Annotated in this window: 22 protein-coding genes; 8 read left to right on the top strand and 14 right to left on the bottom strand. The window is 65.6% G+C overall.

Annotated elements, in window-relative coordinates; all coding sequences use genetic code 11:
* Window position 1 precedes the first annotated feature (1 nt).
* Both ACP97_RS07080 and ACP97_RS07075 read left to right on the top strand, forming a co-directional pair.
* Entirely contained in the window at window positions 2–2,131 is a 2,130-nt protein-coding gene (locus ACP97_RS07080; RefSeq protein ID WP_049997135.1) for a thioredoxin domain-containing protein, read from the top strand.
* A 38-nt stretch (window positions 2,132–2,169) separates the two neighbouring features.
* A complete protein-coding gene (locus tag ACP97_RS07075) occupies window positions 2,170–2,928 on the top strand; it encodes a Nif3-like dinuclear metal center hexameric protein (protein ID WP_049997134.1) in 759 nt (252 codons plus the stop codon).
* Between the two features lie 68 nt (window positions 2,929–2,996).
* Here the strand turns inward: ACP97_RS07075 and ACP97_RS07070 are convergent, their stop codons facing one another.
* Entirely contained in the window at window positions 2,997–4,583 is a 1,587-nt protein-coding gene (locus ACP97_RS07070) for a catalase (RefSeq protein WP_272913436.1), read from the bottom strand.
* A 119-nt stretch (window positions 4,584–4,702) separates the two neighbouring features.
* Entirely contained in the window at window positions 4,703–6,142 is a 1,440-nt protein-coding gene (locus ACP97_RS07065) for an MATE family efflux transporter (RefSeq protein WP_079977584.1), read from the bottom strand.
* Between the two features lie 186 nt (window positions 6,143–6,328).
* Here ACP97_RS07065 and thiE point away from each other — a divergent pair, with 186 nt between their 5' ends.
* The 3 genes from thiE (at window position 6,329) to tbsP (ending at window position 8,725) form a co-directional block, all read left to right on the top strand.
* Entirely contained in the window at window positions 6,329–6,964 is a 636-nt protein-coding gene (gene thiE / locus ACP97_RS07060) for a thiamine phosphate synthase (protein WP_049997132.1), read from the top strand.
* Window positions 6,961–7,797: a hydroxyethylthiazole kinase gene (thiM, locus tag ACP97_RS07055; RefSeq protein WP_049997131.1), complete on the top strand. Its 837-nt coding sequence runs from the start codon at window positions 6,961–6,963 to the stop codon at window positions 7,795–7,797. Before thiE ends, thiM begins: the two co-directional genes overlap by 4 nt.
* A 97-nt stretch (window positions 7,798–7,894) precedes the next feature.
* Window positions 7,895–8,725, top strand: coding sequence for a transcriptional regulator TbsP (gene tbsP / locus ACP97_RS07050; protein ID WP_049997130.1), 831 nt, complete (start codon window positions 7,895–7,897; stop codon window positions 8,723–8,725).
* Window positions 8,726–9,064: 339 nt separating this feature from the next.
* Here the strand turns inward: tbsP and ACP97_RS07045 are convergent, their stop codons facing one another.
* The 6 genes from ACP97_RS07045 to ACP97_RS07025 form a co-directional block, all read right to left on the bottom strand.
* Window positions 9,065–9,841 carry a TrmB family transcriptional regulator gene (locus ACP97_RS07045; RefSeq protein ID WP_049997129.1) on the bottom strand — a complete coding sequence of 259 codons (777 nt, stop codon included), beginning with the start codon at window positions 9,839–9,841 and terminating at the stop codon, window positions 9,065–9,067.
* A gap of 42 nt (window positions 9,842–9,883) precedes the next feature.
* Window positions 9,884–10,099: a hypothetical protein gene (locus ACP97_RS07040; RefSeq protein ID WP_049997128.1), complete on the bottom strand. Its 216-nt coding sequence runs from the start codon at window positions 10,097–10,099 to the stop codon at window positions 9,884–9,886.
* 237 nt (window positions 10,100–10,336) lie between these two features.
* Complete coding sequence (locus ACP97_RS20380) at window positions 10,337–10,510, bottom strand: hypothetical protein (protein ID WP_202593578.1); 174 nt, start codon at window positions 10,508–10,510, stop codon at window positions 10,337–10,339.
* Window positions 10,511–10,522: 12 nt separating this feature from the next.
* Window positions 10,523–11,596, bottom strand: coding sequence for a hypothetical protein (locus ACP97_RS07035; RefSeq protein ID WP_049997127.1), 1,074 nt, complete (start codon window positions 11,594–11,596; stop codon window positions 10,523–10,525).
* On the bottom strand, window positions 11,597–13,129 hold the full coding sequence (gene glpK / locus ACP97_RS07030) for a glycerol kinase GlpK (protein WP_049997126.1): 1,533 nt from the start codon (window positions 13,127–13,129) through the stop codon (window positions 11,597–11,599).
* A 155-nt stretch (window positions 13,130–13,284) separates the two neighbouring features.
* Window positions 13,285–14,460, bottom strand: a complete 1,176-nt coding sequence (locus ACP97_RS07025; protein ID WP_049997172.1) for a Cdc6/Cdc18 family protein — start codon at window positions 14,458–14,460, stop codon at window positions 13,285–13,287.
* A gap of 318 nt (window positions 14,461–14,778) precedes the next feature.
* On the opposite strand from ACP97_RS07025, the gene glpA reads away from it, so the two are divergent.
* From glpA to ACP97_RS07010, 3 genes are read left to right on the top strand one after another with little or no spacing between them, the layout of a single operon-like run.
* Window positions 14,779–16,533 carry an anaerobic glycerol-3-phosphate dehydrogenase subunit GlpA gene (gene glpA, locus ACP97_RS07020; protein WP_049997125.1) on the top strand — a complete coding sequence of 585 codons (1,755 nt, stop codon included), beginning with the start codon at window positions 14,779–14,781 and terminating at the stop codon, window positions 16,531–16,533.
* Complete coding sequence (gene glpB, locus ACP97_RS07015; protein ID WP_049997171.1) at window positions 16,523–17,803, top strand: glycerol-3-phosphate dehydrogenase subunit GlpB; 1,281 nt, start codon at window positions 16,523–16,525, stop codon at window positions 17,801–17,803. Before glpA ends, glpB begins: the two co-directional genes overlap by 11 nt.
* A gap of 9 nt (window positions 17,804–17,812) precedes the next feature.
* On the top strand, window positions 17,813–19,177 hold the full coding sequence (locus ACP97_RS07010; RefSeq protein WP_049997124.1) for an anaerobic glycerol-3-phosphate dehydrogenase subunit C: 1,365 nt from the start codon (window positions 17,813–17,815) through the stop codon (window positions 19,175–19,177).
* 9 nt (window positions 19,178–19,186) lie between these two features.
* Here the strand turns inward: ACP97_RS07010 and ACP97_RS07005 are convergent, their stop codons facing one another.
* The 6 genes from ACP97_RS07005 to ACP97_RS06980 form a co-directional block, all read right to left on the bottom strand.
* The gene (locus ACP97_RS07005) at window positions 19,187–20,044 is read right to left on the bottom strand and encodes an alpha/beta hydrolase (protein ID WP_049997123.1); all 858 of its coding nucleotides are present in this window, start codon (window positions 20,042–20,044) and stop codon (window positions 19,187–19,189) included.
* Window positions 20,045–20,092: 48 nt separating this feature from the next.
* Entirely contained in the window at window positions 20,093–21,361 is a 1,269-nt protein-coding gene (gene kynU, locus ACP97_RS07000; protein WP_049997122.1) for a kynureninase, read from the bottom strand.
* Window positions 21,362–21,398: 37 nt separating this feature from the next.
* Complete coding sequence (locus tag ACP97_RS06995; protein WP_049997170.1) at window positions 21,399–22,829, bottom strand: APC family permease; 1,431 nt, start codon at window positions 22,827–22,829, stop codon at window positions 21,399–21,401.
* 459 nt (window positions 22,830–23,288) lie between these two features.
* Entirely contained in the window at window positions 23,289–24,005 is a 717-nt protein-coding gene (locus ACP97_RS06990; RefSeq protein ID WP_237561121.1) for an ABC transporter ATP-binding protein, read from the bottom strand.
* A complete protein-coding gene (locus ACP97_RS06985) occupies window positions 24,002–24,766 on the bottom strand; it encodes an ABC transporter ATP-binding protein (protein WP_049997121.1) in 765 nt (254 codons plus the stop codon). Before ACP97_RS06985 ends, ACP97_RS06990 begins: the two co-directional genes overlap by 4 nt.
* Window positions 24,759–26,741 carry an ABC transporter permease gene (locus tag ACP97_RS06980; RefSeq protein WP_049997120.1) on the bottom strand — a complete coding sequence of 661 codons (1,983 nt, stop codon included), beginning with the start codon at window positions 26,739–26,741 and terminating at the stop codon, window positions 24,759–24,761. The genes ACP97_RS06985 and ACP97_RS06980 overlap by 8 nt, the downstream gene beginning before the upstream one ends.
* Window positions 26,742–26,744: the final 3 nt, after the last annotated feature.

Here is a 26,744-nt window from a genome sequence, read left to right as displayed (position 1 = left end):
CATGAGCACCAGCCGCAATCGGCTCGACGAGGAGGCGAGTCCCTATCTCCGCCAGCACGCCGACAACCCCGTCAACTGGCAGCCGTGGGACGACGACGCGCTCAACGCGGCCCGCGAACGCGACGCCCCCATCTTTCTCTCGATCGGCTATTCGGCGTGTCACTGGTGTCACGTTATGGCCGACGAGAGTTTCGAGAGTGGGGAAGTGGCCGAACGGCTTAACGACGACTTCGTTCCGATCAAAGTCGATCGCGAGGAGCGGCCCGATCTCGACAGACTCTATCAAACCGTGTGCGGGATGGTCACCGGGCGGGGTGGCTGGCCGCTGTCGGTCTGGCTCACGCCCGACGGCCGCCCCTTCTACGTGGGCACGTACTTCCCCCGTGAATCGAAACGCGGCCAGCCGGGCTTTCTCGACCTCATCGAGAACATCGCCGACTCGTGGGAGAACGAGCGCGAGGACATCGAGAGCCGGGCCGACCAGTGGGCCGACGCGATGGCCGGCGAGTTGGAGGACACACCCGAAACGCCGGGCGAGATAGAGGACGGAATACTCGAAACCGCTGCTCAGCGCGCGGTCAGCAACGCCGACCGCGAGTATGGGGGATTCGGCCGCGGTCAGAAGTTCCCTCAGACCGGGCGGCTTCATCTCCTCATGCAGGCCCACGAGCGCACCGGCAGGGAGGTCTTCGGTGAGGTCGCCCGCGAGGCGCTCGACGCGATGGGTGAGGGAGGGCTGCGCGACCACGCCGGCGGCGGCTTCCATCGGTATGTGACCGACCGCGAGTGGACGGTGCCCCACTTCGAGAAGATGCTCTACGACAACGCCGAACTCACTCGTGCCTACCTTGCGGGCTATCGTCTCACCGGCGAGCAGCGCTACGCGGAAATCGCCCGCGAGACGCTCGGCTTCGTCGAGCGCGAACTGCGCCATCCCGATGGCGGATTCTTCAGCACGCTCGACGCCCAAAGCGAGGACGCATCCGGCGAGCGCGAGGAGGGTGCCTTCTACGTCTGGACACCCGAGGGAATCCACGACACCGTGGACGACGAGTTCGCCGCCGAACTGTTCTGCGAACGGTACGGCGTGACCGAGACGGGCAACTTCGAGGGCGGAAAGACGGTGTTGACGCTCAGCGGCGACGTCGAGGAACTGGCCGACGAGCACGAAACGACCACGGAGGAAATCGAGGCCGAACTCGAACGCGCCCGCGAGGCGGTCTTCGCGGCGCGGGCCGAGCGCCCGCGTCCGCTCCGCGACGAGAAGATTCTGGCGGGCTGGAACGGATTGATGATTTCGGCGTTCGCCGAGGCCGGTCTCGCACTCGATACGACCTACGGCGAGACGGCCGTCGCGGCGCTCGGGTTCATCCGCGAGCAGCTCTGGAACGACGACGAAAAACGACTTGCACGACGATACAAGGATGGAGAGGTCAAAATCGACGGCTATCTCGAAGACTACGCCTTCCTCGCGCGCGGTGCGCTGAACTGCTACGAGACCACCGGCGAGGTCGCACATCTGGAATTCGCGCTCGACCTCGGGCGTGCTATCGTGACTGAATTTTTCGACAGCGAGGAGGGAACGCTGTATTTCACGCCACAGAGCGGGGAGTCGCTTGTCGCGCGCCCGCAGGAGCTCGACGACCAGTCGACGCCTTCCAGTACTGGCGTGGCCGTCGACACGCTGCTGGCGCTCTCACACTTCGCACCCGGCGAGGAGTTCGAAGCGGTCGCCGAGACGGTGCTCGAAACTCACGCCGAGTCGATCGAGGCGAGCCCGCTCCGGCGTGCGTCGCTCGCGCTCGCGGCCGACCGCCACACCGCTGGCTCGCTCGAATTCACGGTCGTCGCCGACGACCTCCCCACGGAATGGCGTGAGCGCATCGGACGTGCATACCTCCCCCACCGGCTGCTCGCCCATCGGCCACCTACCGAGGGGGACCTCAACGAGTGGCTCGACCGGCTCTCGCTCGACGAAACGCCGCCGATATGGGCCGACCGTACATGGCAGGACGACGAGCCGACGGCGTACGTCTGTCGGTCGTTCACCTGCTCGCCGCCCCAGACCGACGTCGAGGAGGCGCTGTCGTGGGTCGGGCGGCTCGCACCCGGAGATACCGAATCAGAATAGACACCAGCGTTCTTGGCCCCGGCGGGTGAACACCCGTTATGGACACCGAAACGTTCGTCAAGCGCCTCGACGACCGCCTCCGCACCGACGCCTACGCCGACCTCGACGCGAGCGCCAACGGCCTCCAGGTCGCCGGCCCGGACGAGATCGACCACGCCGCCTTCGCGGTCGATGCTGCGATCGAAACCGCCGAGCGCGCCGCCGAGGCGGGCGCGGACGCGCTCGTGGCCCACCACGGACTGTTCTGGGGCGAGTTCGAGCGTGCGACCGGCACCATCCACGATCGACTCGCGACCTTCTTCGAGCACGACATGGCGCTGTATGTCTCCCACATTCCGCTCGATGGCCACCAGGAACTCGGCAACGCCGCCGGCGTCGCCGACGCGCTCGCGCTCGACGATCGCGAGCCGTTCGGTACGCTCGGCGACGAACACATCGGTCAGTCGGGGCGAGCAGCGGGCTTTTCGCCCGACGAACTCCGCGAGCGCCTCGCGGATGAATGTACTCCTCAGAACGGCGTGACGGCGCTCGAATTCGGCCCCGACGAAATCGAGGACGTCGCCATCGCCACCGGGGCCGCCGCCGACTGGTTCGGTGAGGCCGTCGAGGAAGGTGCGGATGCGTTCGTCACCGGCGAGGGCAAACAGAAGCTCTACCACGAGGCGCGCGAGGCCGGCGTCCACGTCTTTCTGGCGGGGCACTACGCGACCGAGACCTACGGCGTGCGCTCGCTCCAGTCGCTCGTCGAGGAGTGGGGGGTCGAAACGACGTTCGTTGACTGTCCGACCGGGCTGTAGTCGCGGGAGCCGTCCGCTCGGATGTCGGTATTGAAAGCAGAGAAAACGAGAAGAACCGGGTCGCGGGACTAGTCGAGCAGTTCGGCGACGACCGGCGCGTGGGCGACCTCCTCGTCGTCGAGCGCGAGCAGTTCACCGTCGATGGCTTCCTCGATGTCGATGCCGAGGCGGTCGGCGACGCCGCGTCCCCAGCGCGGGTCGGCCTTGTAGAAGTGTTCGAGCTGGCGCTGCTGGATTTCCTCGTCGACGGGCTCCATGTCGTCGGCGAAGTTGTCCATCAGATGCTCTTTCTGTTCGTCGTCCATCACGTCGCGGAACATATCACCGGGCTGTTTGAAGTTGTCGATGCGCTCGGCGGCCTCGTACCGGTCGGCGTCGCCCTCGATGCGGAGCGGCGGCTGCTCGACTTCGGGCTTTTCGACGGGACCGCCGAAGCTGTTCGGTTCGTAGTTCGGCCCACCGTCGTTGTTGCCGTCCGAACGCAGCGTGCCGTTCTGGTGGTAGTTGTTCACCTCGGCGTTCTTCGGCCGGTTCACGGGAATGTTTTCGAAGTTCGTGCCGATGCGGTAACGGTGGGCGTCGTCGTAGGAGGGGATGCGTCCCTGGAGCATCTTGTCCGGGCTGTGAGCGATTCCCGGCACCGTGTGGGCCGGCGAGAACGCCGACTCCTCGATGTCCTGGAAGAAGTTGTCGGGGTTCTCGTTGAGTTCCATCTTGCCGACCTCGACCAACGGGTAGTCGTCGTGAGGCCAGACACGAGTGATGTCGAAGGGGTTGTAGTCGACCTCTTCGGCTTCCTCTTCGGGCATGATCTGGACCTTGAGCGTCCACGTCGGGTAGTTCCCCTCCTCGATGGCCTCCCAGAGGTCCTCGCGGTGGTAGTGGGGGTTCTCGCCGGCGAGTCGCGTCGCCTCGTCGGGATCGAGGTTCTCGATCCCCTGATCGGTCTTGAACTGGAAGTGCACCCAGTAGCGTTCGCCCTCGTCATTATAGAGCGAGAGCGTGTGGCTCGAATAGCCGTTCATCGTGCGCCACGAGGCGGGAATACCGCGCTCGCTGTACAGGGTGGTGATCTGGTGGAGTGACTCCGGCGAGAGCGACCAAAAGTCCCACTGTGGCGTCGGGTCGTTCAGCCCGTTCTTGGGGACTTCTTTCTGTGTGTGGATGAAATCGGAGAACTTCGAGGCGTCGCGGATGAAGAACACGGGAGTATTGTTGCCAACCATGTCCCAGTTGCCCTCCTCGGTGTAGAACTTCAGCGCGAACCCGCGCGGGTCGCGCACCGTGTCGGGCGCGCCGCGCGACCCGGCGACCGTCGAGAAGCGCGCGACCATGTCGGTCTCTTTGCCCTCCTCGGTGAGGAAGTCGGCCATCGTGTAGTCGCTGAGCACGTCGTTCGTAACGGTGAACGTCCCGAACGCGCCGCCGCCCTTCGCGTGGACGATCCGTTCGGGGATCTCCTCGCGGTTGAACTGGGCCATCTTCTCGAAGTAGTGATAATCCTCCATCAGGAGGGGTCCCTCTGGCCCGGCGCTGCGGCTGTTCTGGTTGTCGGGGACCGGTTCGCCCGAGTTCGTCGTCAGCGTCTCGCGGTCGGGGTCATCTTTCTCGTAGTCCGGTTCGCCCATGCCGTGTTTCGGGTCGTCTTCTGCCATCGCTATCTACGATTTGCTACAGGCTGGATGGATATAAAGCCATCCGAATCGGAGTTTGCGTCGGGTGAATATTTCTTTGGGTTGCAATAGTTTCCGTGGCCGAGGGGCCGCTGGACGGTTCAGGCGGGGGCGTCGGAGCGATAGCGCCGACTCACCTGCTTCCACTTCTCGCTGCTGAAGCGGTAGTAGTTGAGTACGGCCGGGATGGTCGTCTCGGCGAGGAAGGCCAGATAGAGGCCGTAGAGACCGAGCGAGGTCGTCGCCCCGACGTAGGCGATCGGGATGGCGACGCCGAACAGTCCCAGCAGCTGGCTGTAGAACGTCCAGTTGGTGTCGCCGCTCGCGTCGAGCGGACCGGCGGCCGCGCCGGAGACCCCACGGAGGACGATGGCGACACAGGCCGCCGAAACCAGCGAGACTGCTACTGGGACCACCGACGAGGTGGGGTCGCCGACGAACGCGGCGACGATCTCGTCGACGAAGACGAAGACCAGCCCCGCCGAGACCAGATAGACCGCGACCGCGAACCGGACGATCTCGCGGCCGTAGGCTTCGGCGGTCTCCTCGTGACCACTACCGAGTTCCTGACCGACGAGGCTGGAGGCTGCGAGCCCGAAGCCCCAGCCGGGCGTGTTCATCAGCCCCCAGACCCGCCGCGCGATGACGTAGGCGGCGACGACGTCGCTGCCGAACAGCGCGACGATGACGAGCATTGGGAACTCCGCCACGGTGAAGACGAGTTCGCGGCCGATGACGGGCGTGCCGATGGAGACGACGTGGCGGACGTCGCTGCCGAGGTAGTCCCCCCACGGGTTGATCTGGATGGGGAGCGTGCGCAGACCGGGCAGACGACCCCTGACGAGGCCGACGGTGAACGCGCCGGTCACGGCTGCACTCGATATCACGGTTCCAAGCGCCGCGCCGACGACGCCGAGGTCGAGACCGAATATCAAGACTGCGTTGAGAGCGGCGTTCGCGACCGCGCCGGCGGTGCGCAGGACCATTGGCGTGCGGGCGTCGTCGACGCCGATGAACACGCGGCTCCCGATGAGGTTCAGCGCCGCGAAGGGGATGCCGAGCGAGACGACCTTGAGGTAGTCCGCGCCGAAGGCGATGGCTGCGGGGTCGTCACCGAGCAGTGAGACCAGCGGAGTGGCGAAGAGCCAGCAGACCGCGACGACCGGCAGCGTGAGCGCGATCACGACGGCGACGCTCGACCGCACGGCCCGGTTAATCTCGCCGAAGCGCTCGGCCCCGTGGCGCTGTGAGACCAGCGCGATGGTGCCGGCGGCGATGCCGCCGCCGATGGCGAAGGCAAAGCCCCAGTAGGGACTGGCGAAGCCGACGCCGGCGATGGCGATCGGGCCGAGCGCGACGCCGATCATGGCGATGTCGACGGCGTTTTTCGACATCCGGGCGATACCGGTGATGATGCGTGGCCACGCGAGGTCGGTGGTGCGGCGCGCTCGCTCGGGTTCGAGCAGACCGGCACGGACGAGCACGCGGCCAATGTACAGGACGACTAATCGAACGGGGTTTGACGCACGAAACTTCAACATCGAGACGTTCGCGCTGGTCGATTATATACGTTGCTATTGTCGATGAATGAAATACGATCATTGACCGTTGACAATTCCTGTGATCGCTCGTTCGTCCGTCTTCGATGACGCCCGAGAGGAGAGTGTGAGGAACTATCGACGACCGACATCCCTATCACTCCCCTGCACCACCCACACATACAACTCATGAATGTCTCCGGCGCGTATCTCGTGACGCAGGCGGACCGTTCGCGCGGCCGTTCGACCGAGGAGACGGTCGCGGCGGCCATCGAGGGCGGGGTGACGGCCGTCCAACTGCGCGAGAAACACGCGACCGTCCGCGAACGCTACGACCTCGCCAGGGCCCTCCGCGAGCGGACGCGGGCCGCCGGCGTCACCTTCATCGTCAACGACCGAGCCGACCTCGCGGTCGCCGTCGACGCCGATGGCGTCCATCTGGGCGACGACGATCTCCCGATCCCCGCCGCCCGCGACGTGCTCGGGCCGGAGCGCTGTATCGGCCGCTCGGTCTCGACGGTCGAAGCCGCAAAGGCCGCCGAGCGCGCGGGTGCGGACTATCTGGGCGTCGGCGCGGTCTACGCGACGACCTCGAAGGACGTCTCGGAGTCGGAGACGGAGATCGGCACCGAGACCGTCGCCGAAATCGCCGACGCCGTCGACATCCCCATCGTCGGTATCGGTGGCGTCACGGCCGACAACGCCAGCGAGGTCGTCGCCGCCGGCGCGGACGGCGTGGCGGTCATCTCCGCGATCACCGCCGCCGACGATCCGACAGCCGCGACGCGACGGCTCGCCGACACAGTCGAGGGGGTGACTCGATGAGCGCGCTCGACGGACTTGACCTCGCCGATACTATGGATGCGGTCGCCGAGACCCAACCCCTCGTGAACGCGCTCACCAACGAGGTGACGGTCAATGACGTGGCGAACGTCGCCCTCCACTGGGGCGGCTTGCCCGTGATGTCCGACGACGAGCGCGAGGTCGGCGAGATGGTCGCGGGTGCGGACGCTTGCTTGCTCAACATGGGGACGGTGAGCGAGCGCGGCGAGCGCGCGATGATGACCGCCGGCGAGGCCGCGAACGAGGCCGGCACGCCGGTCGTGATCGACCCGGTCGGCGTCGGGTCGACTGCGGTCCGAGACCGCGTGGCCGAACGCCTGACGACCGATCTCGACGTGAGCATCGTCAGCGGCAACTACGGCGAGGTGTCGGCGCTGGCGGGCGAAGACGCGACCGTCCGCGGCGTCGAATCAGTCGGTGAATATGGGGAGATCGCCGAGACGGCCATCACCTGCGCACGCGAGACCGACAGCGTCGTGGTCGCCTCCGGCGCGGTCGACGTCGTCGCGACCGCCGATGCGGCGTTCGAGGTCCATAGCGGCGACGAACTACTGGGAGCGGTCGTCGGCACCGGCTGCATGCTCGGGATGACGCTCGCGGTGTTCGCGGCCGCGCTCGACGACGAACGGGCGGCGCTCGCCGGCACGCTCGCGTTCGGGTTGGCCGGCGAGGCGGCCGCCGACGGCGCGTTCGGCGAACACGCCGGTCCCGCGAGCTACCGGACCTGTTTTCTCGATGCCGTCGCCGGCCTTCGGGACATCCCGCTCGCCACGCCGGCCGACCGTATCGAACTGGCCGTGCGGAACGACCAGTAAGGACGGTCGGATGTGGTTCTCGAATACCTCGTATCCGAGACGAATTGATAAGATAATCACTCAATAGGCATATAGATTCACTGTCTCCTCTTGATACATGACCACAGCATCACTCCGTGTGGGAACGTCCGTCACCGAGAGCCTGCGGGTGATCGTCGACGAGACGAGTGGGGAGCTACTCGCGGTCAACCTCGACGAACGAGCGACGAGCCGACTCGTCGAGGTACTCGCCGAGAGCGAGGAGCCACCGACGGTACGCTTGCTCGTTCGTGAGGACGTCCTGAAGTGGCTCCGGGAGGATTTCGTGCTGGCGAGCGCGACGGCGGAGTTGGTCGATGCGGATGTACTGAAACTGCGGGCGGCGAGCGAGCGCTTGGCGAACACGCTGTTGGTGACCGACGAGACGGTACTGTCGCTTCTCACACCGGACGGTCTCGTCGGGACGCTCGGAACCGACGACGGGGAGTTCGTCGGAGCGGCACGCGAGCGCTGGAGCCGCGCGTGGGAGAGCAGCGAGGAGTTCGGTCTGCGGACGCCGGCGCGCTCGCGTGTGCTGGAATCGCTCGGCGAGGAGTTCGGTTCGGCCGTCGAATCGGACTACCGGACAGTGCTGGACACGCTCGGGAGCACGCGCGATGCGACCGTTCTGAACGAAGTGGGGGTGAGCCTGCTGGTGGCGGCCAGACACGAGAAACTGCTGTACGACATTTCGCACTGGGGCGAGGACACGGGCGTGGCGAGCAAGGCGACGTTCTCGCGGACGAAGACCCGCCTCGAAGAGCAGGGGCTGATCGAGACCGAGAAGGTGCCGATCGACGTCGGACGTCCGCGATTGCGCTTGCTGGTGGGTGACGAGCGCCTACGGGAGACGGACATCGAGAAACTACCGAGCGTGGTCGGCGAGTTGCTCTCGGCGGTTCCGGCGTGACCGCCGGGCAGTTCTGCGGCGATCGTCGGCTCGCAACTGGGTCGGCGGTCGGCGAATCCCGGGAACGGTACCGATTATCGACTGATTGTTTATGAATACCCCTCGACCGGGCGAGTCGGCCCACGGCCCGTCGTCCCGACTCACGGACACGCGATGTCGCCCGCCCTGTGCGAGCGCCGTTCCGACCGATTGAACGACTCAATAGTTGAGTGATGGAAGGGAGTGAAATGGGTATGAAGACGAGCGGCCAGTACCCGGCAAGCCACGACGTGTGGCGTTTTCAGAGCTGGATCCCTATCGAAGGATCGCCTTCCTCGGTGAGCGGTATTCCCACGATGTTCACTCGTCGTCTTCGTGCTGGAAGCGCCAGGTGAAGATGGCCCGGAGGACGACCACGAGACTGTTGTACTCGCCCGTTCCCCAGATGGCCGTCTCCTCGGTGCCGTCGTTCGATTTGGGCAACAACACGCTCACGAGTGCGGTCTGCTCGTCGGTGACGAGGAGGCTGCCGGCCGAGGCCTCCTCCCAGTCCCAGAGCGTCTCGAACAGCGTCGCTTCGGGGACGCGCTCTTCGAGGCGGTGTTGTACCGGTTCGGAGATGCCCGTGAGGTGGATCTCGACGCCCCTCTCGGCGGCGGTCGCCAACTGATCGAGGTGGGTCTCGGTAAGCAGGTCGTCGACGGTCATGAAGACGAGTTCGTCGTCGGTGTCGTCGATGAATTCTACGACTCGGCTGGCGATCGCCTCCCGGCCGATGGTGGTCCAGACGCCGAGTTCCTCGCGGTGTGGCTCGGCGGGATCGAGTTGGGCGAGCGCCGTGTCGAGACGATTGATGAGGTTCTCGTGGTCGAGGCGGAGTTTGCGGAGGGCGGTCTCGTGGGAGACGGTAGTAAACGTCTGTGGCGTCGAGTGCTGGACGTCGACGAGACCGCGGTCGTGGAGCGATTCGACGGCGTCGTAGACGCGCGTCCGCGGAACGTGGTCGATGTCGGCGATGTCCTTGGCAGTGCCCGTTCCGAGTCGGACGAGCGCGACGAACGTACTCGCCTCGTACTCGGTGAGTCCCAACTGTTCGAGTTGGGTGACGGCTATCTCTCGTGGGTGTGTTTCGACCATCGAATCATCCCCGGTGTTTCGACCGGACGGGTGAGTAGCGACTCACGGGTTCACCGGCGAGAGGCTGCTGAACAGCGCCTCCCAACACGACGGACAGAGGCGGCTCTCGATGCGCCGGTTTCGCGTGGTGTCGCTCTCGTCCTGGAGAACGAGCGTGTGGCGTGGGTAGACACCATCGGAGACGTGATCTCGACAGAGCGGACACTCCGTCGTCGTGGATTCGATCCCCCGTGTTCGGTTTCGTCGAGCGTCACTCATTATCGGCCATTCTCCGAGCGAGTCTCGTAACTCGTCGAGTGTGGGCTATGCTCTCGATCGGCATCAGTCTTTTGTGACGATTCGAGTTACAGTACTTCGTCCACGAAGCGTGGTCTGGAGGGCCAATCCTGGGATGTTCGACGGTTTCGCCGACGCTGATGGATGAGTGGTGATCGATGACGAGTTCGAGATCGTGATGAGAATGCGATGCGGTGGCCGCTCGTCTCGCAGTGCCGTTCAGCCGAAGTGGGGGTAGTCCTCCATCCGGATGAAATCGGTGCTTCCGCAGGCCGCACAGTCGTCCGGCGCGTCGTACTGGTGGTCCTCCGGACCGCCCGAGACGGTCCCAGCGTGAATGCTCTGACAGTTCGTACAGACGTACAGTTCCGGTCGCTCTGGTGTGTGTGACATGGATTGGTGGTTTTAGAGACCGAGGTAGCCCGAGGTCGGGATAAGTCCAATGAGGTAGAGCACGCCCACGACGAACATGGCGGCCGCGATGGCCATCGCCGGCGGGTCGACGTGCGTGCCCGAGTGCGAGTAGAAGACCCGCTGGGTCGCCTCGCCGAGGAGTCCGGTGAGACCGCCGAAGAGGGCGGCCCCGAGGATGGCGACGACCGGCCCGCCGACCATCTCCGTGGCGACGACGGCCCCGACCGCACCCAACAGCGTCATGTGGTGGGTGACGGGGATCTTCTCGACGCCGAGATTGAGAAAGAGCAGGCTCATCGCCGAGAAGGCGTAGCCGAGGAAGATGCTGCCAGTCTCGATCCAGATGTAACCGCCGAGAGCCCCGCCGACGACGCCGATGACCGCGACACCGGGCCACTTGTACTGGTGGGGCAGCCACGGTTCGGTCGCCAGTCGCATGTCGCCGGTCCCGCCGTCGGCCACCGAGCGCGCCTCCTCGCGCTCGAACGGCGACATGTCGAACAGCGAGGAGCCGGCCGGCGAGCCGATCAGCGGGTAGTCGAAGACGACGCGTGCGAGCATCGCCGTTAGGAACACCGACAGCGCGATGCCGTCGGTCGGAAAGCCGATGCCGCTCGCGATCTGGTTGAGGAGCATGCCCACGAGACCGAAGACCGCACCGACCGCGAGGATGTCGGGTTTCGTCCCGAAGGCGTACAGGATGTTCTTCCCGAAGTGAAAGTCCCACCCGGCGGGCGACATCTCGGGATACTTCTTGCCGGCGTACGCCGAGGCGGCCACCCCGCCGGCGAAGGCGATGTGTGGGCCGAAGACCATCCCAAAGCCGATCGTACCGGTCAGGTCGACACCGAGCGATCCCGCGTCGAGGGCGCCGACGTTCGAGGTGATCGCCCCCTGGAGGATATTGAGACCCTCGCCGAGGAAGACCGCGAACCCGGTGAAGATGAACGCCGGGAGCGCGCCGAGGGCCGCCCCGAACGCGCCGCCGGCGAGAGCGGCGATGGCCAGTAGGGCGAACTCCTCGACGCCGAGACCGATGACTGGAATCTGGAGTAGGGCCTGCATTCAGGCCTCCCGTGCCCAGTCGAGCGAGCGCTCGACGGCCTCGCTCCAGCGCTCGTAGCGGCCGTCGACGTCGGCACTCCCGTCGGGCGTGAACTCGCGGTCGACCTGCCAGTTCTCGCGCAGTTCGTCGGGGTCGTTCCAGTAGCCGACGGCGAGACCGGCGGCGTAGGCCGATCCGAGCGCCGTGGTCTCGTCGACCTCCGGACGCACGATGTCGGTGCCGACGATGTTCGCCTGGAGCTGACAGAGGAAGTTGTTCTTCACCGCACCGCCATCGACTTTCAAACTACTGATCTCGATGTCGGCGTCGGCCTCCATCGCCTCGGCGACGTCCCGGGTCTGAAAGGCGATGGATTCGAGCGCCGCGCGGACGATGTGCTCCCTTCTGGTGCCGCGGGTCATCCCGACGATGGTGCCTCTCGCACGGCCGTCCCAGTGGGGTGCACCGAGTCCCGTGAACGCGGGCACGAGATAGACACCGTCCGTGGAATCGACGCTGCGGGCGACCGATTCGGACTCCATCGCGTTCTCAAGGAGTTCGACGTCTTCGAGCCACTCGATGGCCGCGCCCGTCACGAAGATCGAGCCTTCGAGGGCGTATTGGACTGGCTCACCCGAGCGCTGGAAGCCGACCGTGGTCAGCAGTCCGTGCTCGCTCTCGACGGCCTCTTCACCTGTGTTGAGCAGGAAGAACGACCCCGTTCCGTAGGTGTTCTTCGCGTCGCCGGGGTCGAAACACGTCTGGCCGAACAGCGCGGCCTGCTGGTCGCCGAGCGCACCGGCGACCGGCACCTCGGCACCGAGGAATCCATCCCCGTCGGTCGTCCCGTAGAGGTTTTCGTCGCTCGACGGGCGGACCTCCGGCAGCGACGCGCGCGGCACCCGAAACTCCTCCAGGAGATCGTCGTCCCAGTCCATCTCGTGGATATTGAACAGCATCGTCCGGGAGGCGTTCGTCACGTCGGTGATGTGGTTCCCGGTGAGGTTGTCGATGAGCCACGAGTCGATGGTACCGAAGCGGATCTCGCCGTCGTCGGCGCGCTCGCGGACGTCCTGTGGGCGCGAACGCTGGAGCTTGATGGGGTCGGCGTTGTCGAGGATCCACTCGGCCTTCGTCGCCGAGAAGTACGCATCGGGTTCGAGACCCGTCTTCGACTGGATCATCTCCGCCTTGCCCTCGGCTTCGAGTTCCTCGATGCGGTCGGTGGTCCGGCGGTCCTGCCAGACGACCGCGCGCATCAGCGGCCGGCCGGAGTCGCCGTCCCAGAACAGCGTCGTCTCGCGCTGGTTGGTGACGCCGATGGCGTCGAGTTGGCTCGCGTCGATGTCGGCAGCCGCGAGCGCGTCGGCGATGACCGACTTGGTGTTCTCCCAGATCTCCGTCGGGTCGTGTTCGACCCAGCCCGGTTCGGGATAGAACTGTTCGTGTTTCTCGTAGGCGCTGGCGACGACCCCACCACCGTGGTCGAACACCATGAAGCGCGTCCCGGTGGTACCCTGGTCGATGGCACCGACGTACGTCTCGGCGCTCATCGCGCGCTCTCCGTCCGTCGCTTGCGTCGGCCGGTTTTTACTACTGACATGGTTCCGACCGTAAACAGCATCGTCTATCCACATAAATCTTGCGTAGGTCGCGGTACCAGTCGTTCAGACGTTCCCTCGACCCGGACGACGCCGAGCCGCGGGTGCTACCGGTCCGAGAGGGCGTGGAGCCGACGGAAAACGTGGATCGGAAATCGTGGTTCGAGGCGGCTCGGCGAGCGCCCGGCACCGTTCGACGAGCGCTCGTCGGTCACCCGCTCGACGATACCGATCTCGGCGAGTTCGTAGAGCAGTCGCTTCACCGTCCCCACCGAGAGGTCGACGGCCGGTGCGGCGGCGACGGCGGTGGCTGCGGCGTCGACTGACGCGCGCTGGTCGTCGTCGATGTCGATGAGGCGTGCCAGTACCCGCTGGCGGTTCGCCGAGAGCGCGAACACACGCCCGAGCGAGACCGACGGCTGCGGGAGGGCGTCCATGCCGGCGTGAAGGTCGCGCTCGCGGACCGTCGAGACGTCCGCGAGCGCCGCCTCGTCGGCCGCGGCGAACAGCACACAGAGCGCGTCGTGGGCGTTGCCGTCGCTCCAGACGGCGATACGGCGGAGCTGTTCGTGCTCGATGGCGCGCCGGGCCATCCCCGCCGACGCGCGGGCGGTCAGGACGTCCACCAGCGCGAGGTCGCGGTAGGCCGGCACCTCGATGCGCTCGGGCGGCCCGTCGACCGAAAGCGCCGATGGCGGTCGACGGCCGATGGCGAGCCACGAGAGCGACCTCCCCATCCCCTCGAACGCCTCCACCGTCGCCGCGAACGACCGCGTGCCGGGTTCGTCGACGTGGTCGAGCGCGACGAGCACCCGATGGTCGTCCGAGAGGGTGTCCGCCAGCCGCGAGCGGAGCGCCGCCGTCCCGACGCCGTGTTTGGGCACCGATTCGTCGAGCATCCCGTCGAGAACCGCCTGATAGAGACCGAACTCGCTGTTCGCGTGACGCGCGTCCACGTAGACGAGCGACGGCGTCGCGTTCGTCCCGCCGCGGGTCGTCGTGTGGATCACCGAATCCGAGAGTGGCCCCACGCGACGGAGTTGGCTGAACAGCGCGGTGACGACGGCCGACTTCCCGCTCCCGGGCGGTCCCCAGACGTAGGCGTTCGGCGGGAGTCGCCCGTCGAACACCGGGTCGGCGTGGTCCAACAGGCGTTCGAGCACCGTACCCCGGTTGGTCGGTTCGTCGACGTGAGCGACGGGGCTGATGGCGTGGTAGTCGAGCACGACCCGCGTCTCGGCGACCGATTCCCGACGCCGTCGGATGCGGGCGGCGAGATCCATCGTGTTACCCGTCGTACCGACCCGTTCGTCGGCCATCGAGCGCGCGGGACCGGTATCGACGAGGCGGCCTGCCGTCGCCCGTTTCGACGATGAACCATCGTCCGCCGTCTGTTACTACTGACACGTGTTCGGGCGTAAATCACCGTATGTAGTGATAAGCCTTCTGCGGACGACGGGTGGCGCGGAGCCAACGTTGCGACGAACCCATCAGTTCGGTGACTGGCGGCCGTTCGAGTCCTCTTGGACGGCTGTTAGCTACGACTGGCAACGACCCACCGATAAAATAAAGCGCGTGGAGTGCGATGACTCCACGAACCGATGGCAACCGAAACCGAGGTGCTCGTGATCGGCGGCGGCTCGACGGGCTGTGGCATCGTCCGCGACCTCGCGCTGCGCGGGGTCGACGCCACGCTGGTCGAGCGCGGCAACCTCACCCACGGCACCACCGGCCGGATGCACGGCCTACTCCACAGCGGCGGACGGTACGCGGTCTCCGATCAGGAGAGCGCCGCCGAGTGCATCGCCGAAAACCGAATTCTTCGGGAGGTTGCGGGCCACACGATCGAGATGACCGGCGGGCTGTTCGTCCAGCTCGCCGACGACGCGGACGACTACTTCGAAGAAAAGCTCGCCGGCTGTCGGGCCTGTGGCATTCCGGCCGAGGTACTCACCGGCGAAGAAGCGCGAGCGATGGAGCCGTATCTCACCCGCGACGTCGAGCGCGCGATCCGAGTACCCGACGGGGCCATCGACCCCTTCCGACTCTGTGTGGCGAACGCCGCCGACGCCGAGGAACACGGCGCACGCATCGAGACCCACGCCGAGGTCACGGACGTGCTCGTCGAGGATAGTAGGGTAACAGGTGTGGAGGTGCGCCACGAGAGCGGGCCGGGCAAGCGCTCACACTACGAACCGGGCACGACCGAGCGCATCGAGGCCAACCACGTGGTGAACGCGACGGGCGCGTGGGCCGGCCAGTTGGGCGCGATGGCGGGCGTCGAGGTCGAGGTCCGCCCCTCGAAGGGTGTGATGACCGTGATGAACACCCGGCAAGTGGATACCGTCGTCAACCGCTGCCGGCCGAAGGGCGACGCCGACATCATCGTACCCCACGAAACCGCCTGCATCCTTGGGACAACTGATGTAGAAGTCGAGGACCCCGACGACTATCCCGAAGAGCAGTGGGAGGTCGACGCGATGATCGACACCCTCTCGGAACTCGTCCCCATCCTCAAGGAGGCTCGCACCCTGCGCTCGTTTTGGGGCGTGCGTCCGCTCTACGAACCACCAGACACCGGCACGACCGACCCGACGGACATCACGCGGCAGTTCTTCCTGCTCGACCACGCAGAGCGCGACGGTCTGGAGGGAATGACGAGTATCGTGGGCGGCAAGCTCACGACCTACCGGCTGATGGCCGAGCAAATCACGAATCACGTCTGCGAGAAACTCGGCGTCGAGGCGACCTGTCACACTGCCGACGAACCACTGCCGGGCAGCGATGACTTTTCGGTGCTTCGTGACTACATGGAGGAATTTGGCCTTCGGTCGCCGGTCGGCCGCCGGAGCACCGAACGCCTCGGGAGCATGGCCGACGAGGTGCTGAAGACCGATGGTCCCAATCCCGTCATCTGTACGTGCGAGGCAGTCACGCGTGCGGAACTCGACCATGCTATCAGCGATGCGGGCACCGATCTGAACGCGACACGCATCCGCACCCGCGCCTCGATGGGCAACTGTCAGGGCGGATTCTGTGCCCACCGGATGGCCGCGCTGCTCCATCCCGCATACGACGAGGCGACCACACGAACTGCGCTCGACGAACTGTACGAGGAGCGCTGGAAGGGCCAGCGCCACGCGCTCTGGGGCGAACAGCTCTCCCAGGCAATGTTGAACCACGCGCTCCACGCGACCACGATGAACCGTGACGGCGATCCGGCGGCCACGGAGGACGAGATCGAGTACGCGCGCTTCGACGCCGGTCCCACGCCGGAAGCGGCAGCCGATGGCGGTCGTCGTGACGGTGGTGCGCGCGAAGAGACCGACGACGAGGAGGGCAGGCGTGGCGATTGAGGACGACGTCTGCGTGATCGGCGGCGGACTCGCCGGTATGACGGCCGCGCTCCGGGCGGCCCGCGAGGGTGCGCGGGTGCGACTGCTCTCGCACAAGAAGAGCACGCTCCGGCACGCGAGCGGGCTTATCGACATCCTCGGCTACGCCGACGGCGAACTCGTCGCCGAGCCGTTCGACGCGCTCGCCTCTCTCCCCGAAAGCCATCCCTATCGACGAGTCGGCAGCGACGCCGTGCGAGCGGGGCTGTCCTTGTTCGACGACGTGACCGGCGACGCCTACCGGGGAAGCCACACCGACGCGAACGCGCTCGTGGCGACCCACGGCGGCACCGTGAAACCGACCGCGCGCTACCCGACGCGCGTGGCCCCGGGACTGGCGAGCCAAAGTCGGAGAACGCTGCTCGTGGGGTTCGATTCGCTGACCGCCTTCGACGCGCCGCTCGCGGCCGATCACCTCGCTGCCGCCGGCGTTCCAGGAACGACGCGAGGCGTCACCGTCGCGTTCCCGGGCGATTTCAGGGCCGACTCGCGCGTGACGCGCTTCGCCCGCGCGCTCGATGACGACGAACCCGTCGAAACCGCGAGCGGACCGACGCCGGTACGGCGCGCGCTCGCGCGAGCGGTCGAGCCTCATCTCGGGGACGTAGAGCGGGTCGGGTTTCCGGCGATACTCGGCGAGGAGGAGTCCCAGGAAGTCCGGAAGGCGCTCGAATCGTCCCTCGGGGTCGACGTCTTCGAGGTGCCGATGGGACCGCCGAGCCTGCTCGGATTGGGGCTCGAAGCGCTATTTCAGGAAGCGCTCGATTCGGCGGGCGTCCGTCGGACGACCGGCAACCCGGTCGTGGACTTCGACGCGGACGGTGAGCGAGTCCGAAGCGTATCCACCGACCGCAACGGCCGGCAGGTCCCCTTCCACGCCGACGAGTTCGTGCTCGCCACTGGTGGATTGGTCGGCAAAGGGATCGACTCGAATCGCGAGAGAGTCGTCGAGCCGATCTTCGACTGTCACGTTCCCCATCCCGACGACCGATACGAGTGGTTCACCGACGAGGCGTTCGGCGACCACCCGTTCGCGCGCTTCGGGGTCAATGTCGACGACGACTTGCGACCACTCGATGCGGATGGGAAAGTGGAGTACGACAACCTCCGCGCCGTCGGGGGTGTCCTCGGCGGGGCGGATTTCGCGGCGGAGAAATCGGGCAGCGGCATCTCGCTCGCGACCGGCCACGCGGCCGGCCGTGCAGCGGGCGCGGCGGCGAATCAGCGATGAGTTTCAATCATGAGCGACGCACCAACCCACGACGCCGACGAGTTCGAGCCGGTAGACGTCTTCGAGACGACCGAAATGGATCTCCGTCCGGGCGCGGACGACTGCTACAAGTGTTCGACATGTGATACTTCTTGCCCGGTCGCCGAAGTCGACGACGAGTTCCCCGGCCCGAAGTTCCAGGGGCCTGAGCAATGGCGGCTCAAGCGCAAGGAGGGCCACGGGATCGACGATTCGATCACGTCGTGTTCGAACTGCATGCGCTGTGACGACGCCTGCCCTTCCTCGGTGCCGCTGAGCCAGATGCACAACACCGCCCGTGGCGAGTACGTCGAAGATCAACGGTTCGGCCGGGAGGCGCTGTCGGCGCTCGCCGACGGCAGTCCACGAGAGGCGCTCTCGATCGTTCGGGAGGGCCAGGACGGACTGGTCGAGCGTCTCAGAAATCGAATTCTCGCGAACTACCACACGTCGGCGTGGCTCGCCTCCTACGCGCCGGGCGTGGCGAACTTCGTCATGAACTTCGGGCCGGCGCGCTGGGCGATGGAGAAAACGATGGGCGTGACGAGCGAGCGCGAGTTCCCCGAATTCGCCGACCACACCTTCCGCGAGTGGTGGACCGCCCGCGGCGGGGCACGGGTCGAAAATCCCGACAAGCGGATCGCGTACTTCCACGGCTGTTACTCGAATTTCAACACGCCCGAAGTCGGCAAGGCGATGGTCAGGGTCTACGAGAACTTCGGCTACGAGATCCTCGTCCCGCCACAGAAGTGTTCGGGCACGCCGATGTTCGCCAACGGGATGCTCGGCGACGCGCGCCGCCACGCCGAGACCAACGTGAAAAATCTCGCCGCAGCGATCGAGAACGGAGCCGACGTCGTCGCCTCTTGTACTTCCTGTTCGATGGCGCTCGGCCAGGAGTACCCCGAACTGTTCGATCTCGATGGCATCGAGGACGTCGCTGCCCACACCTACGAGGGTGTCGAGTACCTCCGCCTGCACGAGGACTTGGAGGATGCGCTCGACGAGGCGTCGGTCGAAGGGAGCGAGTTCGCCTACCACGCACCGTGTCATGCCCGCAATCAGGGACTCGACACGCAGGCCGTCGAACTGTTCTCGGACCTCGACGGCGTGGACATCGAGGACGTCGGTGACTCCTGTTCGGGGATTTCGGGCACCTACGGCTGGAAGGAGGAGAAGTACGACTACTCGATGGAGATCGGCGCGGAGATGTTCGAGCACATGGAGGGTGCCGACGGCGAGACTGGGATGACCGAATGTCCGACCTGCGCGATGCAGATGGAACACGGCACCGGCTACGAGATACGTCACCCGCTCGAACTGCTCGACGAAGCGCTGGTCGACCGGTCGCAGTAACGAAAAATCTCAACCTTCGATCCGATCGAGGACGGCCGAACAGAGACGACTCTCTGCGTCGAGGAACCCTTCGATGGCCGTGTAGTGGTTCGTCGCCGGCTGTGAGAGTCCAGTTCCGTCCAGACCGGCCTGCTGCCACGCGGCGAGGAAGTCCTCGGACTGGCGGCACAGTTCCGATGGCTCGTCGGCACCGTAGCTGACCAGCAGCGGCGGCGCGTCGTCGGGCAGGTGGCGGATCGGGCTGTTGCGCCGGACCTCGTCCCACGTCAGTTGGAGTTTCGGCTGGAGCCACGTGTACGGGAACGGTTCGAGGTCGAACAGGCCGCTGATGGTACAGGCGCTCTCGATGATGTCGGCCGACTTCTCATACTTCGCCTTCCAGTCGGTCGTCAGCAGCATGCCCGTCAGGTGGCCGCCCGCCGAGTGACCGGCGACGTGGATGCGGTCGCCGTCGGCACCGAACTCGTCGGCGTGGTCGGCGAGCCAGACGACGGCGGCACGGGTCTGGCGAACGATCTCGTCGATCGATACTGCAGGACAGAGCGCGTAGTTCATCACGACGGTCGTCACGCCCGCCGAGACGGGGCCGCGGGCGACGAAGTCGAACTCTCTACTGGTGCGGCTGTGCCAGTACCCACCGTGAACGAACAGAAGGACAGGAGCGTTCGGCCGGTCGGCGGGGAAGACATCGAGCCGTTCGGCCACCGTCGGGCCGAAGGAAACATCCAGATGGCAGTCGAGGTCCGCACGAACCTCGCGGCTCTGCTCGGCGTAGAACTCCGCGTATTCCGTCGAATCCGCGACGCTCTCGCTCACGTTGTACTGTGCGTCCAGTTCCTCTTGGGTCTCGAATTCCCGATAGAGCATTGGACTGGATTCCGGCGGTCGGTATTTAGCCGTTGGGCAGCGCGAACGCTACGTGACTTCGCCACTCGGGTCGAAGCGTTCGTGATCTCCAGATTCGGCGATGGTGGAAAGCGTCGTCACGAACTCCCAGACGTCGAGATGGCTAGTGTAGAGCGGTGCCGGACAGACGCGGACGACGTTCGGCGGGCGGAAGTCGACCACGACGTCACGGGCGGCGAGCGCCGCGACGATTCGCTCGGCTGCTGGATGTTCGACGGCGACGTGGCCGCCCCGCTGGGACCGCTCGCGTGGTGTGCCGACGGTGAACTCGTCGTCGAGTCGGTCGTCCACGAGCGCCATCAGGTACTCCGAGAGGGTGAGTGATTTCTCGCGGATGGCGTCGATACCAGCCTCGGTGGTGATGTCGAGCGCCCCCTCCAGCGGTGCGGCGCTCAACATTGGTACTGTTCCGATCTGCCACGCGCCCGCGGTCTCCGCTGGCGTGTATGTCGACCGCATCTCGAACTGGGTCGCCTTCTCGTGGCCCCACCAGCCGGCGAGTGCGGGCTGAGTCCCGAAGTGGCGCTCGTTGACGTAGCAGCCGGCGATGGCTCCGGGACCGGCGTTCAGGTACTTGTAGCTACACCAGACGGCGAAATCCACGTCCGAGAGATCGTGCGGGACGACGCCGATGGAGTGCGCGAGGTCGAACCCACAGAGCACTCCGTGGTCGGCTGCGGCCGTTGCGATGCACTCGATGTCGAGCAGCTGGCCGCTGCGATAGAGCACCGACGGGAGCAAGAGGAGGTCGACGTCGTTCTCTTCGAGCGCCGCGACGACGTCGCCTTCGTCGATGGTCCGTCCATCGCTGCTTTCCACCACTACGAGCCGGTCGTCGGGATCGAACCCGCGTTGGCGGAGCTGGGCACGGACGGCGTAGCCGTCGGTCGGGAAGTTGAGTCCGTCGATCAGGACTGTCGGCCGACCGTCGATCGTATCGAGGAAGGTCCCGACGAGCGTGTGGATGTTCACGGTCGTGGAGTTCGCGGCGACGACTTCCGTCTCGTCGGCCCCCACGAGCGGCGCGAGACGGTCGCCGAGATGTTCCCCATACCGGAACCACGGCGGCTCGCCGTCGGTCCAGCCGTGAATCCCCTCCTCGCGCCATTCCTCGATGACTCGCTGGAGTGTCCGTTCCGCGTCGGTCGAGAGCGGTCCGAGCGAATTGCCGTCGAGATATAGCCCGTCGGCGGTGTGAAATCGCTCGGCGAACCCGTCGAGTGGGTCCCGTTCGTCGCGCGCGATGGCTTCCTCGCGCGTCGCGTCGAGAGTGGTCATACCGATGGGATTCGCCGGGCGTACAGTATTCTTTCGCTCACTCGCCTTCGAGGAACGCGAACGGCAGCCGCGCCGGGAGTTCGCCGTCGGCCGCGAGCCGGTAGCCCGCGTAGACCGCGAGACCGACGACGAGCCAGATGCCCAGGAGAAGGATGCTACTCGAAAGCAGCGCCGCGCCGACGTTGCCGGCGAGCAGCTGTCGGAGGGCCGGCACGAACGTGTCGGGCGAGAGCGTCTGGGTGAGGAAGACGAGCATCGAGCCGGCGCTCACCAGCCCGACGACGGCGAGCGTCGCCGGCGAAAATTGCAGGTCGCTCTCCTCGTAGAGCGCGGGATTCACGTGGGGCAGGGCGACGAGCGAGAGCGCGTGGGCGACGTACATGCACAGTAGTGCGGCCAGCGAGATGCTCAGTGCATAGGAGAACGTCGAGGTGAGCACGAACGCGACGGCGATTCCCCACGTGAGGACGAGACCGACGTCGGGCGTGCCGAAGCGGTCGTTGACGTGCGTGAGCGTGTCGGGGAGCAGTCGGTCGCGCCCGAGTGCGTAGAGGATGCGACTCGGGGCCACGTAGCCGGCGTTGGCGGTCGTCGCGTACGCGAGCAGGCTGCCGACCGCGACGATGCCCGCCGTGCCGACTGGGAAGTACGTCGCGGCGGCGTCGGTGAGGGGCGTCTCGCTTCCCGCGACCTGCTCCCAGGGGAGAATACCGATGACGACGACGCTCACGAGCAAGTAGAGCAGTCCGATGAAGAGGACGCTGCCCGCGAACACGCGCGGTAGCGTCTTCCGGGGGTTTTCCGTCTCGCCGGCGGTCTGGGCGAGCGACTCGAAGCCGATGTACGAGAAAAAGAGCGCGCTCGTGCCGGCGACGAACGGACCGACGATCCCGTCGGCGTACAACTGGCCAGGAAACAGCGGCGAGAAGTTTCCGGGGTTGACCTGAAGCAGACCGGGCAGGCCGAGCAGGAGGAGGACGGCGACGAGCAGCCCGGTCATGAGCGCCTGTACTCGCCCGAAGACGTCGACGCCGACGAGATGCAGGACGAAGAGGACTGTGAGGAAGGCGATCGCCCACCACTCGGCCGAGAGGAATCGGAAGACGGGCCAGTAGCGGATCGCGTTGCCGAAGCCGATGGCGAAGACCGCCTGTGCACCGATGAACGCGACGACCTTCAGCCAGATGAAGGCGTAGCCTGCAAGCGTCGAGTTCCACGTCCGCGAGATGTGCATGTAGGCCCCGCCGGGATGCTCGCCGAGCGGCCCGCTCATGAAGACCGCGTAGACGAGCGCAGTCGAGAACACCACGGGAAGTCCCGCGAGAAAGCCGAGCGGGACTGCCGGCCCCATGAGTTCGGCGGCCGTGCCGGTGACGACGAAGATTCCCGCACCGACCATCGTCCCGACGATGACCGCGACGCTATGTATCCACGAGAGGTTCCGACTGAGACGCCCTGCTGTACCCATCGATGCGTGAGCAACGCGGAGGCCCACCATTGGCCTTTGCTTTCGATGGCGTCGTTGGCGATATACTATAAAATTGTTAAGAGTGGCTTTTAGTACTATTTCAGTCATTGATTCACACTTCCGTATTGTAGCTTGACAATTTTTTCAAATCAAAGAATCGATATTCTGGATATTCAAGCCATAAATTGGCGGTTGCAATAATTCATTCATAACAATCGAGCATCTCAGTAAGATAGCAACAAAGTACAATCTGGAATTCTAATTTTTTGTTTCATATAATTTGTACCGTCATGTTCCGACATCATACGTTATCAAAAGCAGTCCGGATGCTGGTGTTCTCCCGGGCGACCTCGGGCCGAAAAGCCGCGAACTGAACAGAGTACTCGAAACGGAGTGCAGTGGATGATCGGTCCGACCTCTTTCGATAGTTCGCCGCATCGTACTGCCCTCGAACGTCGGTCAGTCCATCGTCCCGACACCGAGATGGCGGTCGAGCAGTTCCTCGTCGTCGCGGACGTCGGCAGCGGAGCCGCTGTGGATGATCTCACCCTTTGCAAGGATGTGAGCGCGGTCGGCGACGTCGAGCGCCACGGGGATGTTCTGCTCGACCAACAGGACGGTGATGCCGTCGGCGTTGAGTTCGCGGATGACGTCCTCGATCTGGCGCACCACGAACGGGGCCAGCCCCTCGGTCGGTTCGTCGAGGAGGAGGAGGTCCGGGTCGGCGATGAGCGCCCGCGCGATGGCGAGCATCTGCTGTTCGCCGCCCGAGAGCACCGAGCCATAGCTGTTCTCGCGCTCGCGCAGGTTCTCGAAGCGGTCGAGCACCGCATCGACCGACGACCCATCGGCGGCAACGCCGAGTCGCCCCATCTCGACGTTTTCTCTCACTGTGAGTCCGGGAAACACCCGCCGGTCCTCGGGAACGAACGTGATGCCCTTCCCGATGGTCTTCTCGGTCGGGAGTTTCGTAATGTCATCGCCATCGAAATCGATGCGACCGGCGCTCGGCGTGAGGTTGCCGACGATGGTCCGCAGCGTCGTGGTCTTGCCGACGCCGTTGCGCCCGACCAGCGCGGCCACCGAGCCGCGCTCGACGTCGAAGGAGACCCCTTGAAGCACCTCGGTCAGGCCGTAGCCGGCGTGGATGTCCTCGACGGAAAGCAGCGCGCTCACTGGCGCACACCCCCGAGATACGCATCGCGCACGTCGTCGTTTTCGGTGATGGCTTCGGGCACACCCTCCGCGAGCACTGCGCCGCGCGTGAGCACGGTGATGCGGTCGGAAACGCGCATCACGAGGTCGATGTCGTGTTCGATGAGCAGCAAACTCCGGTCGCTGAGCACCTCCTCGATGAGGTCCATCGTCGCTCGCGTCTCCTCGCTGCTCATTCCGGCGGTCGGCTCGTCGAGCAGAACGAGCTTCGGGTCGGTCGCCAGCACGATGCCGATTTCGAGCCGGCGCTGGTCGCCGTAGGCGAGCGTCTCGGCGCGCTCGTCGGCATGGTTGGCGAGTCCAATGCGGTCGAGCACTTGCTCGGTATGCTCGGCGATATTCGCGAAGGACTCCTTGTCCCGGAACATCGCCTCGCGCCCGGATATCGACTCGGCGACGACCGACTGTGCGGCCAGCCGCACGTTCTCCCGGACCGCGAGACCGCCGAAGACGTTTGTAATCTGGAACGAGCGCCCGAGACCACGTCGGACGCGCTCGTGAGGCGGGAGGCTCGTGATGTCCTCGCCGTCGAAGCGAACGACGCCCCCGGATGGCGCGAGCGCACCGGTGATGCAGTTGAACAGGGTGGTCTTGCCGGCCCCGTTCGGGCCGATGACGCTGCGAAACTCGCCGGCATCGACCGTGAGATCGACGCTATCGACGGCGGTCAGTTCGCCGAAACGTTTGGTTAGGTCCTCGGTTTCGAGCACGGTCTCAGTCATCGGTCCGCACCTCCGAATCGTCGATACCGGTGGGTGAACCGTTCCGTTCGCCCCAGCGCCGTGCCAGCAGCGACGGCACCGAGACCAGCCCCCGGGGAACGAACAGCACGAACAGCACGAACACCGCGCCGATGACCATCCGCCACTGTTCGGTGTAGGTGGCGAGGACGTCCTCGGCACCGATGAACACCCCCGCGCCGAGCATCGGCCCGAACAGCGTGCCCATCCCGCCGAGCAGCGTCATCACGATGACCTCGCCGGAGTTGATCCAGTAGAGCGTCTGGTCGGGCGAGACGACGAACGTCTCGGGGTTCGCCGCGAGCAGGCCGCCGGCCAGTCCAGCGAGCGCGCCACTGATGACGAACGCGCGGCGCTTGTACTGAGTGACGTCGTAGCCGATGAACTCGGCGCGCTCCTCGCTCTCGCTGAGCGAGCGCAGCACGCTGCCAAAGGGCGCGTTCATGAACCGCCGGGCGAACAGCAGCGCGGCGACCGCCAGCACGAGTGCGAGGTAGTAGAAGACCATCGTCGGGGTAATCGTGAGACCGGCCAGCGTGAGTTCGGCCTCCGAGAGCGCGACGCCGACGCCGCCGAGTCCCAACACGGCCTCGAAACCGAGCAGGCCGTCGCTGCCGCCGGTCCACGAGAACTTGAAGACGGCGTTGTAGAACAGTTGGGCGAACGCGAGCGTTATCATCGCGAAGTAGACGCCGGAGACGCGGATCGAGAGGCTACCGACGACCCACGCGACCAGTGCACAGAGCACCATCGCCCCGGCGAGCGCGACCACGAGCGAGGAGGTCAGATGGAGCATCACGAGCGCCGCGGCGTACGCACCGATGCCGTAGAACATGGTGTGGCCGAGCGAGACGAGTCCAGCGTAGCCCATCACGAAATCGAGGCTCAGCGCGAAGATGGCCCATATCAACATCTCGTTCAGCAGCGAGACGTAGTAGTCGTTGCCGGTCGCCACCAGTATAACTGGGGCGACCGCGAGCACGAGAACGGCGACCGCGCCGAGTTTCACGCGCGTCTCGCGGGTGAACACACCCCCGTGAGCGCCGAGCAGGAGTTCGCCCTCCTCGGGCGCGGTCGTCTGCCACTCCGGATTGCCGAACAGTCCGCGCGGCTTGACGAGCAACACGGCGATCATCAACAGAAAGATAGTGAGACCTTCGAGGAAGGGGACGTACGTCCGCGTCAGGGTCTGAACGACGCCGACGAGCAGGCCACCGAAGACCGCGCCCCGAAAGCTCCCGAGACCGCCGAGCACGACGATGATGAACGCGGGGATGATGACGCTGTTGCCCATGCCGGGATTGACGTTCTGATACCCGCCGAGCACGATGCCGCCGACCGCGGCGAGGGCGGCCCCGAACCCGAACACCAGCGTATAGTAGCTGTCGATGTCGATACCGAGGTTGCGGACCATCTCGCGGTCCTGCGAGCCGGCCCGGACGATCATGCCGTAGGTCGTCCGGTTCAACACGAGCCACGTTCCGACGGCGAGCACAGCCCCGACGAAGATCATGAAATAGCTGTACAGCGACAGCCGGACGCCGAGGACGGCGACCGACTGGTTGAGGACGTCGGGCACGGCGAGCTGGTGCTGTGAGCGCCCCCAGACCAACTGGATGAGGTCGCTGATGATGAGCACCAGCCCGAACGTGAGCAGGATGTGGTAGAGGGGGTCGCGGCCGTACAGCGGACGGACGGTGAGGCGCTCGATGAGCACGCCGATGACGCCCACGACGAGCGGCGCGACGACGAGCGCGATCCAGAAGCCGGTCTCGCCGAGCGGGTTGACGATGGAGAGCGCGAAGTACGCGCCGAGCGCGAACAACTCGCCGTGCGAGAAGTTGATGACATCCATCACGCCGAAGATGATCGACAACCCCGCCGCCAGCAGCACGTAGACCATCCCGAGCGTGAGACCGTTGAAGAGCTGCTCGACGAAGCTTGATACGGTAGCCATAGT

Origin of the sequence: Halococcus sediminicola (genome assembly GCF_000755245.1) — an archaeon.
Taxonomy (GTDB): Archaea; Halobacteriota; Halobacteria; order Halobacteriales; family Halococcaceae; genus Halococcus; species Halococcus sediminicola.
This window is presented reverse-complemented; position numbering and strand designations above follow the sequence as displayed.

Coding starts and splice junctions, on each gene's coding strand:
- ACP97_RS07005 (WP_049997123.1), bottom strand. CDS start 20,044: ATGCTCTATCGGGAATTCGAGACCCAAGAGGAACTGGACGCACAGTAC.
- glpK (WP_049997126.1), bottom strand. CDS start 13,129: ATGAGCGCCGAGACGTACGTCGGTGCCATCGACCAGGGTACCACCGGG.
- ACP97_RS07070 (WP_272913436.1), bottom strand. CDS start 4,583: ATGGCAGAAGACGACCCGAAACACGGCATGGGCGAACCGGACTACGAG.
- ACP97_RS07080 (WP_049997135.1), top strand. CDS start 2: ATGAGCACCAGCCGCAATCGGCTCGACGAGGAGGCGAGTCCCTATCTC.
- glpA (WP_049997125.1), top strand. CDS start 14,779: ATGGCAACCGAAACCGAGGTGCTCGTGATCGGCGGCGGCTCGACGGGC.
- ACP97_RS06980 (WP_049997120.1), bottom strand. CDS start 26,741: ATGGCTACCGTATCAAGCTTCGTCGAGCAGCTCTTCAACGGTCTCACG.
- ACP97_RS07025 (WP_049997172.1), bottom strand. CDS start 14,460: ATGGATCTCGCCGCCCGCATCCGACGGCGTCGGGAATCGGTCGCCGAG.
- thiM (WP_049997131.1), top strand. CDS start 6,961: ATGAGCGCGCTCGACGGACTTGACCTCGCCGATACTATGGATGCGGTC.
- ACP97_RS07040 (WP_049997128.1), bottom strand. CDS start 10,099: ATGAGTGACGCTCGACGAAACCGAACACGGGGGATCGAATCCACGACG.
- ACP97_RS07065 (WP_079977584.1), bottom strand. CDS start 6,142: ATGTTGAAGTTTCGTGCGTCAAACCCCGTTCGATTAGTCGTCCTGTAC.
- ACP97_RS06985 (WP_049997121.1), bottom strand. CDS start 24,766: ATGACTGAGACCGTGCTCGAAACCGAGGACCTAACCAAACGTTTCGGC.
- ACP97_RS07010 (WP_049997124.1), top strand. CDS start 17,813: ATGAGCGACGCACCAACCCACGACGCCGACGAGTTCGAGCCGGTAGAC.
- ACP97_RS06995 (WP_049997170.1), bottom strand. CDS start 22,829: ATGGGTACAGCAGGGCGTCTCAGTCGGAACCTCTCGTGGATACATAGC.
- tbsP (WP_049997130.1), top strand. CDS start 7,895: ATGACCACAGCATCACTCCGTGTGGGAACGTCCGTCACCGAGAGCCTG.
- kynU (WP_049997122.1), bottom strand. CDS start 21,361: ATGACCACTCTCGACGCGACGCGCGAGGAAGCCATCGCGCGCGACGAA.
- thiE (WP_049997132.1), top strand. CDS start 6,329: ATGAATGTCTCCGGCGCGTATCTCGTGACGCAGGCGGACCGTTCGCGC.
- ACP97_RS07035 (WP_049997127.1), bottom strand. CDS start 11,596: ATGCAGGCCCTACTCCAGATTCCAGTCATCGGTCTCGGCGTCGAGGAG.
- ACP97_RS07075 (WP_049997134.1), top strand. CDS start 2,170: ATGGACACCGAAACGTTCGTCAAGCGCCTCGACGACCGCCTCCGCACC.
- ACP97_RS07045 (WP_049997129.1), bottom strand. CDS start 9,841: ATGGTCGAAACACACCCACGAGAGATAGCCGTCACCCAACTCGAACAG.
- ACP97_RS20380 (WP_202593578.1), bottom strand. CDS start 10,510: ATGTCACACACACCAGAGCGACCGGAACTGTACGTCTGTACGAACTGT.